This window comes from Algoriphagus resistens (assembly GCF_001442615.1).
In the GTDB taxonomy this organism is placed as follows: domain Bacteria; phylum Bacteroidota; class Bacteroidia; order Cytophagales; family Cyclobacteriaceae; genus Algoriphagus; species Algoriphagus resistens.
In genome coordinates, this window is record NZ_LMXN01000001.1 from 552,046 (window position 1) to 564,391 (window position 12,346).

Genomic DNA, 12,346 nt, shown 5'->3' on the forward strand with positions numbered 1-12,346 from the left:
AATTTATAAGGGTCCCCTCATTTAATTTCATTAATCCGGTAAATGCGATTAAAGCATTGGGGATTATCCCCTTGATTTTCTGGAAGATTCTCCGGTCAATGGGAAAAGCAGATCATATTCATCTTAGATGCCCTGGCAACATGGGGCTGTTGGGGTCTATAGGTCAGCTTTTTTTTCCTAGTAAAAAGAAAAGTGCTAAATACGCCGGAAACTGGGATTGGTCAATCAGACAGCCAAAGTCCTACCGGGTTCAACAGTTTTTGTTGCGATCCACTTTTTTAACAAGAAACATGAAGACACTTGTATATGGAGAATGGCCTGACAAGACGGAAAATATCATTCCTTTTTTCACTGCCTCTTATTCTGATCTGGACGTTCTTCCTTTTATTCCCAGAAAGATTGGTGGATTTGAGACTCCCATAGAATTAATTTTTGTAGGAACACTATCAAAATACAAAAATCCTGACATATGTATAGAGGTAGTGAAAATATTGAAGGGAAACAAAATTGCGTGCAATCTCCATTTATTCGGGGATGGGCCGCTTAAGAAAAGCTTGGAAGAACTCGTGGGAGTTTCAGAATTGGAAGGTTGCGTAACTATTCATGGCAATAAACCTGCTGAGTTCGTTAAGCGCTATTATCAGCAATCTCATTTTCTCATATTTATCTCGGATAGCGAAGGTTGGCCTAAAGTAGTTGCTGAATCAATGTTTTGGGGATGTCTCCCCGTCACAACAAAAGTTTCATGTGTTCCTCAGATGTTGGACTTTGGAAGCAGAGGGGTATTAGTATCTAAGAATCCTTCAGAAATAGCTGAACGGATACAGTTTCTGGCGAGTTGTCCTGATGAGTACAACATAATGGCAAGGAAGGCACATGAATGGTCTACTGGTTATACGTTGGAGAAATTTGAATCTGAAATTGGAAGATTGGTAAATTCCCAGAGATAGCGCTTTTGTCAACTATTCAATTCCGTCCGAGCGCTACTGTTAATCGCCATTCAGCAATGCCTAATTACTTCTGACTTCTACCCAAAACATCTCAAACTTTACCCAATGAAAATAATGCAGCTTGTTGATTCCCTTAATTATGGTGGGACGGAACGTATGTCCATTAACATGGCTAATTTATTTTCTGAAAAAAGTATTCAGAATATCTTGGTGTCGACAAGGAGAAGCGGCCCCATGGTTGAAAACTTAAATAAATCAACCAATTATTTAAGTTTAAAAAAGAAAAATGGACTCGATGTCTGGACTTTCTTTAAACTATATTCCTTTGTCAAAAAACATAAGCCGGATGTTGTTCATGCCCATTCGACATCCATTTATTGGGGTACCCTTCTTAAAATCCTTTTTCCAAAGCTGAAATTGATCTGGCATGATCATTTTGGTCTAAGTGATCAATTGGAACAATACCCACGGAAAGAATTGAACTTCTTTTTGAAGTTCGTTGATGCGATTCTTGTGGTGAATGAGAAATTAGAAATGTGGTGGAAAGCAAAAAAGATATTGTCTTCGGACAGAATTTTCTTGATTTCCAATTTCCCATATGTTGAATTCAAGGGAAGGGAAGGGATGGGCACCCCTGTAAAATTACTCCACCTGGCCAACTTTAGAAGGCAAAAGGATCATCTCAATCTACTGGAAGCTTTAAAGATAATCCATCTTAGAGCAATTGATTTCAACATATCGCTAGTTGGAGAGATCGTTGAAGAGGACTGTTTCAAAGAGATCAAAAGTAGAATCACGGAGTACGGCCTAACTGAGAAAATAACTTTTTTGGGACCAAGTATTGAGGTAGATAAATTGCTGAACGAGTCGGATATAGGTATCCTTAGTTCTGTTTCAGAAGGGTTGCCTGTAGCATTATTAGAATATGGTCTGGCAGCATTGCCCACAATCTGTACAAATGTAGGGGATTGTGGCAAGGTGCTGCCCAGTGAAAAATATGGATGGCTTGTTCCTGCACAATCACCGATAGCTATGGCCAATGCGCTTACCTACGTGATGTCCAATCAGAATCAAGCGCTGGAAAGAGGTAAAAATCTCAGGGGATTTGTTTTGAAAAACTTCGGCCCTGACAGGTTTCATCAGCTATATCAACAGATTCTTTCAGATCGTCCACAACCTTGAACATAAGCTGCTGGGGATAAGTCCACACAAGGACTTTTTATACCATAGACTCTAGTTCGAGTAGGAGTTCTCCCTAAGATCGATTATTAGGATTGTAGAAAAAGTAAAACGAAACAACTGTTGAATTTTCCTGGGGTCAATTTCAGTTGAGGTTTCAACAAAATGTAATGTTTATTACCGATTAATTTTCATCACCTGATAGCCATCGACTTGCCCTATTAATTGGGAAGGGATGGGAAGATTATTTGCCCAGGGGTGCAGTTGGTCAATAATTAGAAATTCGAGATTTATTTCTGAAATAAAATCTAGTTGTGCCTTTTCAATTTCATTTTCAGCGTATCCTTTCTCAAACGCATACTGATAAAACGGAGAGCCCACCACACCATTTACAATATATGCCTGTTGATAGGGGTTTACATTATCCCATTTGATATCGTATACCGAAAGATTTACAGGCCAATAGCCATTCATAAATCTCCTCATATTAATCATGGGGGTGACAGTTTTAGGGTTTCTCCCAAAGAAATCAGCGCCTTCGTAGAAATCTTTCCTGGTAATAAACCCGATTCGTGGGTAATTTTCCTTAGCGACTAATTTTTCTGCCAATTGTTGGTAATCCTCACCGTTGATTTCCAATCCCTTTTTAAGGAATGGGTTGTTGAATATTAACCCTATGGTAAAAAAGGCTGATAAAACTGTCCATTTTCTCCACCCTAAGCAGTAATGGTAAAATATCCAAATGGATGTAACTATGAAAATTTTTGTAAGCGGTTGGATGTAATTTTCAAAAATCTGGCCCCCGTCTACGATGAAATTAATCATGGATCCTCCTAACCATCCGGTAGCGGAAATAATAAGCAGCACCATAAGGGTTTCCTTTAGTCCTTCTGCTTTCGATAGTGTAGCCAAAATCTTTTTTCTTAAAATATATAGCAAGAGGAAGTAAGGCAGTAAGGGTATGATTTTCGACAAGAATACCTTTATAATGGAAATAAATAAGGTTCCATAGTTTTCTATCTTGCTATAGTGTTCAATGATCAGTCCCTTTATCTCTATATAAGGGAGAATTTCCGTGGGACGGTTCACTATCAAATAGAACAGCACAAAAAACAATAGGATGCCGAATGAGAGTAAGATGGAATACCAATCTGGTTTACCTCGAAAGATCCATTCCAGAATCAGATAAATCAATATTCCTCCTATAACTGTAGGTAATGGTGTTGAGTATAGAAATACACTTATAAAGAGAGGGAATAGCCGTAAATCCTGTGATTTGTAAGAATAATTGAGCAGAGCATATACCAGACATGAGGCAATGATCATTGCTTTAAGCTGCGATATATTAAAAATGGAATAATCTCCGTCTTTAACTTCGAAGCCGGAAAGAATAGAGATTTTCAAAGGGGCAATGAATAGTATTGCCAAGAAAATAAAAAGGAACTCAAAAGTTGTGAATTTAGATTTTTGTCTGAGCAAGGCTAGAAAACCCAACGTAAAGAGAGTCAGTAAGAAAGGATAAATTACCAACGTTAAACCCTTATAATATAGTGTACCAGTAGAAGAGGAAATAATAGCCGCAGCCCATAGGTCAGAAAAGTGAAAATAATCAGGTTTTTGTTCACTCACATTTATCCAGTTGTAGAAATGGGTGGATTCTTTACCAAAGTAATTGATATAATCCGCTACGGCTGAGTAAAAATTGGCATCGCCCCAAAAGTAATGTAGTCCTCCTGAAAAGTCCTGGATTTGCCATAGTGCAATAACGAAATACAGGAGATTGAGTGCCGCAACGGCACTGTACCAAGAAAGGTCAGTTGCCTTGAACCACTGCGGGTTTTCTTCTTTATCCCCCTTTTTACTGTGTCGGAGGATAAAATATAGAATGAGAAGCAATACGCCGCTGGCTATGGTATTGAATTCAGTCTTGTAGATTGCATAGCAGGTTACAATGAGGGTAAAACCCCAAAAATGTGCTAAAAACAGCCGATGTAGTGGGGTTCTATGTTTAACGGCTAAAGCCTTTGTGAAGGCCGCCCCGATGATGAAGCTACTCAAAGACCAGAGTAGAAGAATAAGGTATAAATAAAAAGCTTCTTTTATCTGAACCATAGCTAGTTGTAATTTTCAAAAAGGTGAGCTAAGTAACTGGCCTTTGTTTTTCAACAAAGAGATTAGTTTTTAGCCCTGCAAATTAGTGGTTTCTGAAGTATTTTAAGGTTTTTGAGATCCCTTTTTCAATAAATCAAGCCAGAGTTATCCTTAAAGCAGGCAAAACTATAATATCCTTAAGCCTTTGATAAAATGTTTTTTTTAAACCTATTTTACTTCGGTAAATATCGTTGATAAACTAGCTTGTTCAAGGGGATTTGTGAAAAATCCAGGCTGGTGGAAACAGCTGTTTTTTTACTCTAAATTAATTAATTATGTGGGATCAACTCTCAAAATTTAAGTATGATCTTTTGCGCCTCTCGGGAAGAAATAAGCTTAGGATTCTTATACTCTGGCTTAACAGATCTTTCTGGGCGATTTTTATATATAGATTGGAAAGAGGGATGTTTTTGACATTTGGCAATGTTTACTCAGTGATTAGAATCCCGTTTTTGCCTGTTTTAAAATTTTTTGAGGTGTTTTCCAATGCGGAAATAAACTACAGGGCAGATATAGGAAAGGGTTTTTTGATCCTTCATTCTGCTCTGGGGATTGTGATCACGGGATATGCGCAGATAGGTGATGATCTTACCCTTACCGGAGGAAATGTAATCGGAAGTAAGGATTCTGGAAAAGATGGTGATATTCTTCTTGGGAACAACTGTTTTTTGGGGGCAAATGCGGTTATTTTAGGACCGTTGAAGCTTGCCGATAACATTAAGGTAGGAGCTTCTGCATGTGTGGTGAAATCATGTCTCACTGATGGTTCTGCTTTGGGAGGAGTGCCTGCGAAAGAAATAATTAAACAGTAATTGTATAACGGAACTTTAGATAGTCAAAATGAAAATTTCCATAGTCACCCCATTTTTCAATGAATCAGAAGGTATTTCTTTTTACTTCGAGAGGTTGGTTCCTATTTTGAACAATCTTGGCTATGAGTATGAGATTGTCTGTATTGATGATGGAAGCGAAGATGAGACTTTTGAGATGTTGGTGTCCTACAAAATAAAATTCCCGCAGATGAAATGTGTACGGCTGAGCAGGAATTTTGGAAAGGAGGCTGCTCTTACCTGTGGGCTCAACTACGCAGATGGAGATGTGGTAGTGCCTATGGACTGTGATCTTCAGGATCCTCCGGAATTATTGGAGACTATGATTGAAGAATGGAAAAAGGGGTTTATGGTAGTGAATGCTAAGCGATCTGATCGGGATGAAGGATTTATGAAATCCGTGTCTGCACGGATTTTTTATAAATTGATCAACAAACTCTCAGACAGTAACATCCCTGAAAACGTGGGAGACTTCCGTTTGATGGATAAGCGGGTAGTTCAGGCAGTCAACCAGCTTAAGGAAAAAACCCGTTTTATGAAAGGGATTTTATCTTGGCCGGGCTTCAAAACCACATCCATCACCTACTCCAGGCCTTCAAGAATTCATGGTAAGCCCAAGCAGAATTACCTTAAACTTTTTGCTTTGGCATTCGATGGAATAGTGTCCTTTTCGGATATGCCTCTAAAAGTGATTGTAGGGACAGGATTTACCATAACATTTTTCTCATTTTTGTATTTGATTTTTATTGTTCTGAGACCTTTTTTTATGGAAATCGATGTTGCAGGATATAGTTCTACTATTGCCATTATTCTGTTTTTGGGGGGAATGAATATGCTATCAATCGGTGTGGTCGGAATATTTATTTCAAAGATTTTCAACGAATCGAAAAACAGGCCGATCTATCTGGTAGAAAATGAAGTTATTTAGTTTTACAATCCTGAATGCAGTCTAATTTGCTATTAGATTCCTTATATTTGAGTCTATCACCACCTAATCCATCCATGGCCATATTGGACAAGCGCTTTCTTTTCTGTCTATGGTTATTTTTTACGCTGTCATTAAACGCCAGCGCTCAGGAAGCGATTATCATCTCCAGAGAAGGGTTTCCTTACTGTGAACCATTTACCGGAACATTAGCCGAAACGAGGGGAGAAACCGTTTTTGGCGGAGAAACAGGTACTCTTGGAGCATATTTGACCAATCAGCCCGCAGGTCAAGGTGCTCTTAGGCTGACCCAGGCAGAGGGGGGGACCCAATACGGAGATGCAGGTTATGCCTATATCGATATTCCTTTTTCTTTCAAATACGGAGTCAAAGTTTCCTTTGAGTATTTCAGCTATGGCTCTACCTCAACTATTGGGGCAGATGGAATCAGTTTTTTCATGTTTGATGGGCGCTATGGGAATGTTTCGGGTCCTTGGGAGTTTAGACCGGGAGGGTATGGCGGATCGCTGAGTTATGCCCCACATACGGGAAATAGTAATCCTGGGATGACCGGAGGATATATTGGGGTTTCCCTTGATGAATATGGGAATTTTGCAACAAAGACGGAAGGAAGAAACACAGGTATTGAAGATTATGATCCAAGCGAGGCACCACCGATAGGTCTATATATCAGGCAAAATTCCATATTGGTAAGAGGACCGCAAAATGTAGGGTATCCCTATATTAGAGATTTGCATAAATACACCAACTACTCGAGTACGGCTTGTACTGTATGTGTGGATGCGGGCGAAGAATTTACCATTGATGTTCAGCAAAGTCAACGGGTGGAAGACTGCGCTGAGTCAGGCTACAGAAAAGTTTTTCTTAATCTTGAGCCTGCCGGTACAGGGTATTTACTCTCTATGTACATGCTGGTTAATACCGATGCACGTGGCCCGAGAATTGTAAAAATATTTGATGAGGTACCTTATAATTATCCAGGATTTGAGACTTTAAAGCTAGGTTTTGCTGCATCCATTGGAGGATTTAACAATATCCATGAGATCAAAAACGTCGTAGCTGAGGTTTCAGAAATTAGTGATGAACTGAAACCTAAAACCGAAGACAAAAACTTTCAGATCTGCGTGGATGAAGCTGAATTTGTCGTCCAATTCCCGATTGTAAATCTAAATGATAGAGGTTCAAACTTTATCAGATGCCTTCAGTTATTTGAAGACATTTCCCAGGTACCGCCACCGGGATCCTCAAACGCTTGGCCCCCAACGGCAGCCGGTGGGTGCGGTTTCGGAGATGCGCCTTGCTACGGAATTTGCGATCCGGAAAACTATGACGTTACCCTTCCCGGTAAGGGAACTTTTACTTCAAATTTAGGTGATCTCACCGATGTCAACCGGGATGAGGTAAAAATTGATTTTCTCGCGGATGATGGATTTGTAGGGGAGGCTGTTATTTGGTATACGGTAACTGATCGTTTTGGACTCGTATCAGATCCTAAAAAGATTACAGTCAATGTGCTGCCAAGACCTGTCCTAAGAAGTGCCGAAGAGGTATATCCTACCTGTGGAGAGCAGTATGACGGAAGTATTGAACTGGTGGTAGAAAATCTATATGATGGGTTTGAGTACAGATGGAGTGCTTTGGAGGATGGGGATCTTGGTCAGGCAGGTTCAGTGGAAGATCTCGGAGGAAATGTTCGCCGGTTTATATTACCCAATGTCAATACCGATACCTATTCATTGTATGTAGCCAATCCTTCAGATGGTGAAGGGAATTGTGAACTTGAGATTTACACTGAGACCATAGGGTTGGAATTAGGAACACCTTTGATAGTAGAACCTTTAAGTGAAACTGTATGTGAGGGAGACCAGGCACAGTTCACCGCCCAAGTAGAAGATCAATACAATTCAGGAAATGCACAGGCAAATTTCCTCTGGTACATTGCTGAGGATCGTTCAGGAGGTGCATTGACTACTGGTTCAACGGTGAATATCGACGGATCAGAAGCTAAAATAACGCTGGGGCCGAATGGTGTTTTGATGATAGATGGTCTTATGGCCGATGGCAGTAGTCCAAAGGAATATATTTTTTATGTTGAGGCAGAAAGCCAGGATAATCCCGGAGGAAATTTTTGCCCTTTTGTTAATGAGCCACAAGCGGTTTCCGTTACTGTTTTCCCTTCTATAGATGTTACGCTCCAGACCGAGGGGGATTGGTGTCTGGATGGCAGGGGTAGGGTGACCACAGACGATCTGGGAGTTTCAGGCGAAAAGACTTTCACACTCAAAGACCAAGAGGGTGCTACTGTTGATGAACGCACAGTTGTCCAATATAGCTATGCCGAGCTTCCCGTAGGGGAATACACGCTGGAAGTGAGGCATCCTCAGGTTTGCTTTTTCCCCGCGGAATTTAGCATCATAGGGCCTGACGAACCGATTTCGATCAGCGAAGTCAGACGTGTACCAGCCAGCTGTGGTCTGGACAATGGTTCCTGGTCCTTCACTGTGGAGGGAGGCAATGGCCCTTATGATGCCTCTTCCATAGCGGTGTCCGGAGGACCTATAGATGAGACTCGCTTTGAGGAAGCCACGGGGGAATTTACGCTGACAGGTTTGGCCTCAGAGACGGACTATACGATTACGGTGACTGATGAACAAAGCTGTACGCTGACCTACAGCCTGCCGGGTACTCCTGATACAGACCCGAGCTTTGAGGTGGAAGGAGATGAGATATGTGCAGAAGTGCCTGACGGGGGAGGTCCCGGGACAGCGACCGTGCGCCCTGTCGTGATTGAGTTGGCAGGCTCCACACCTATTTATCAGTGGTATTTTAAGGAGGAAGACGGGGTGGAGATTGCCCTGGAAGATGGGGATGAAGTTGTAGGTGCAGCGGTCAGTGTTTCTTCTGATGGAGAGGCTTCTTTTATCGGTCTGCCTGCCTCAGCTGTTCCCTATGTGTTCCTTTTGGAAATCACCGATGAAGACGGAAAGATATGTAATGGTCCCAAGCTGAGGGCTGAGGTTCTGGTCAATGCCATGCCTGCCCCCTCATTCCAGCTGAAGGATGTAAGCTGCTATGATGGGAATGATGGATCGATCCGACTGGACAGCGGAGGATCGGACACCTTTACCTACACCCTGCTTACGACGGGCGAATCCAATTCCAGCGGCATTTTCACAGAACTTTCTGCGGGAGATTATTCGGTGCGGGTAGATAATGGAGTGAGCGGATGTTGGGAGGAATTTTCCATGAAGATCTCCCAACCGGATTCACCGCTGACTATTCAATCCTTTGATGTGCTCAAAGCCTCCTGCGGATTACCCAATGGCATTATCCAAAACTTGACTGTGACTGGTGGTGTGGAACCCTATACGGTGACGTGGTTTGAAGGGGAGGAGTCAGGAACACCTCTGGCTCAGGGTTCTGAGGATGGCCTGGAGGATATTTTATCAGGTACTTATACCGTGATGGTCACCGATGCGGCTGGTTGCGAGGAAATACAGGAAATTGAAGTAGGAAGCATGCCCGATCCGGAATATCAGGTTGCAAGGGTTTTGGAAGAATGTGAGGGGGAAGAGGTCGTTTTGATCCCTGTTCATCTGGCCCCTGATCCAAATGACCCTCCGGCTCCTACGGAGGTGTTTTGGTATAAAGAACCTGGTAGGGAGGGGTTGATAGAGAGCGGTCAGGACGAAGATGATCCGAAGGTGAGCTATGAAGTGGATGATTCGGTATGGATCAATCCCCGATTGAAGGTTAGCGGTCTGGCCCCGGGAACCTACACCTATTATTTTTATGTGGCCTGCACCAAAGAGGAAATTCCGGTGGAAGTCACTGTGGCACCTATTCCAGAGCCTGAGTTTGACGGGACGGTGGAGATCTGTGCTGGAGCGGCAGATGGTAGGATTCAGGTGTTGTCCCCAGAATCAGATGCTTGGGAGTTTTCCATAAATGGAGGGGCATTTGTCTCTAAGGCCGCTTTGGAGTCACAAAACTTCGAACCGGGAGTGTATGAGATTCTTACCCGATCCCAATATGGATGTGAAGCCGGGTTGAAATCTGTAGAAATTCTGGGGACAGAGCCTTTGGATTTCCAGGTGATTGATACCAAAAATGCGGCCTGTGGGGTTGACGATGGACTGATTACCCTGTCGGTGGAGGGGGGATGGCCTGAATATGAAGTGACCCTTACGCACCGGGAATCCGGGGCGGTGACTACAATAAACACTACTGACAATCAACATACGTTTGATGGCTTGGTTGCCGGTAGCTATGAGCTCCAGGTTGCTGATGTTGAAGGTTGTGTGGTGGTTCTGGACAGTCCGGTAGAACTTTTGGACGGTCCTACGGAGATTTTGGTTGACAACCTGGTGGAAATCTGTGAAGGTGAGCAGGTACGATTGAGCCCCGCAGTCAACCCTCCCGTTACTGATAAAACATTCAGATGGTACTTTGGTACTACTGCTTCAGGACAGGAGATAGTGGACGGAACGGTGAACGGGAGCGCTTCATACCAGGTCGGTTCGGATGGTACGCTGATTGTATCCGGTCTCCTGGAGTCTGATTCACCGCTCAGGTACTCCGTCCGTGTAGAAGGCCCTGAAATCTGTGAGGGAGACATACAGGTAGTGGAAGCGCGAATCTATCCCGATCCTGTATTTACTGCTATGGCCGAAGATGAGGTCTGCTTTGGAGATGGCGGGGCTATTGTTCTTAACTCAGCAGTAGGGGCATCCAACATTCAGTTTAGCGTCAATGGGGGGGCATACCAAGCCTATCCGGGCAATCGGATCGAAAATCTGGAACCTGGAGTGTACCGTTTATCTGCCATACATGCTTCCGGCTGTGAATACATTCTACCACAAACAGTTGAAGTCAAGGGCCCAGAAGCTCCTTTGGAGCTGGTGTCAATGAATGTAATTGATGCATCCTGTAGCCAGGACAACGGCTTGATTCAGGGGGTGCTTTCGGGGGGATGGCTTCCCTATTCCATAACCGTAGAGACATCCCAGGGGCAATCAGTCGCTGCACAGGTCGCATGGAATGGGGATTCTTTTGAAATTAGCGGGCTTGGAAGGGGAGAATACATCCTACAAATCAATGACAACCGGGGGTGTGAACTGTCGACTGAAGTACTATCTATTGTAGATTCGCCGACTCCGGTGCTGGCAGAAGATGTGGAAATCTGTGTCGGAGATGATGCGTTACTGACGCCAAGTGTTCCTAATCCGACCTTGTCTCCCCAGTTTACCTGGTATAGGGACGAGCAAGGCACCGAGGTCATCCAAAATGGAACCTTTGATGGGGCAGCATATTCCATCGCTCCAAATGGACAGCTCACGATCAGTGGATTGCCGGCAAGTGACACGCCTTTATTACTGTATGCAGGTGCTACCGGAGATGGGGTATGCGGTAATGAACTGAAAGAAGTGGAGGTGCGCGTCACTGGATTGCCGAACCTACGGACTTCTAATCCATCCATCATCTGTGACCCCACTCAGACCGTGGATCTCACCCAGTTTATTGAGGGATTTGATCCGGAATTATACGATTATCATGTAAGAAATCCTTCAGGGGCCAATATGAGGTTAGAGGAGTTAAAGACTATATCCGAATCAGGGAATTATATAGTCCAGATGGGGATGAAGGGGAGCTCGTGCCTGACTCCTGCCGAACGGATCCTGGTAATTATTTCGGAAACGGAGCTGGTTGCAGGATTCGACTACCAGATTGAAATCGAGGATGGGAGTATTTCAGTAAACCAAGACATAAATATCGGCGAAGATGTAGAATTTTTGGATACCTCGCTAGGTGATGCAATACTATGGAACTGGGATTTTGGTGATGGGAATTTCAGTTCAGAACAAAACCCCGTTCATTTATTTGAAAAGAAAGGCAGATATGTGGTTAAACTAACCACACTGGATAAAAATGGTTGTGAATCGGAGTTTCAAAGAGCCATTGAGGTATTTGACGATTTTCTGGTTATTGTACCGGATGCATTTACTCCGGACAGATCAGACGGTAAAAACAATTTGTTCAGTCCCAAATTCCGTGGACTGTCCCAGATTGAGCTTTTGATTTTTAATACATGGGGTAATTTTATCTTTAGTTCAGACTCAATGGAAAACATTGGATGGGACGGGAAATTTGAAGGGAAGGATGTACCCAATGGAAATTATGTTTATAAAGTCAATTATACCAGTCGGGGAGGGCAGAAAGGTACCCAGACCGGTGTGTTTATTTTGATAAGGTAAGCTGGTTTTCTTTATGCAGTCAGCTAAAGGTGACCA

6 protein-coding genes are annotated in these 12,346 nt (G+C 43.0%); 5 read left to right on the plus strand and 1 reads right to left on the minus strand.

Annotated features, from left to right (window positions below; genetic code table 11):
- Positions 1 to 290: 290 nt before the first annotated feature.
- Both AS141_RS26970 and AS141_RS02305 read left to right on the plus strand, forming a co-directional pair.
- Positions 291 to 950 (plus strand): glycosyltransferase, encoded by a 660-nt coding sequence (locus tag AS141_RS26970; protein ID WP_232424796.1) that lies wholly within the window; start codon positions 291 to 293, stop codon positions 948 to 950.
- Positions 951 to 1,055: 105 nt separating this feature from the next.
- Entirely contained in the window at positions 1,056 to 2,132 is a 1,077-nt protein-coding gene (locus AS141_RS02305) for a glycosyltransferase (RefSeq protein WP_057935995.1), read from the plus strand.
- A 174-nt stretch (positions 2,133 to 2,306) separates the two neighbouring features.
- Here the strand turns inward: AS141_RS02305 and AS141_RS02310 are convergent, their stop codons facing one another.
- Positions 2,307 to 4,241: a hypothetical protein gene (locus AS141_RS02310; RefSeq protein ID WP_057935996.1), complete on the minus strand. Its 1,935-nt coding sequence runs from the start codon at positions 4,239 to 4,241 to the stop codon at positions 2,307 to 2,309.
- Between the two features lie 314 nt (positions 4,242 to 4,555).
- Here AS141_RS02310 and AS141_RS02315 point away from each other — a divergent pair, with 314 nt between their 5' ends.
- Genes AS141_RS02315 through AS141_RS02325 form a run of 3 tightly spaced genes read left to right on the plus strand, consistent with a single transcriptional unit; the run spans position 4,556 to position 12,310 of the window.
- Positions 4,556 to 5,092, plus strand: a complete 537-nt coding sequence (locus tag AS141_RS02315) for a serine O-acetyltransferase (protein ID WP_057935997.1) — start codon at positions 4,556 to 4,558, stop codon at positions 5,090 to 5,092.
- 28 nt (positions 5,093 to 5,120) lie between these two features.
- Positions 5,121 to 6,038, plus strand: a complete 918-nt coding sequence (locus AS141_RS02320; protein ID WP_057935998.1) for a glycosyltransferase family 2 protein — start codon at positions 5,121 to 5,123, stop codon at positions 6,036 to 6,038.
- Positions 6,039 to 6,085: 47 nt separating this feature from the next.
- Entirely contained in the window at positions 6,086 to 12,310 is a 6,225-nt protein-coding gene (locus AS141_RS02325) for a PKD domain-containing protein (protein WP_198293477.1), read from the plus strand.
- Positions 12,311 to 12,346: the final 36 nt, after the last annotated feature.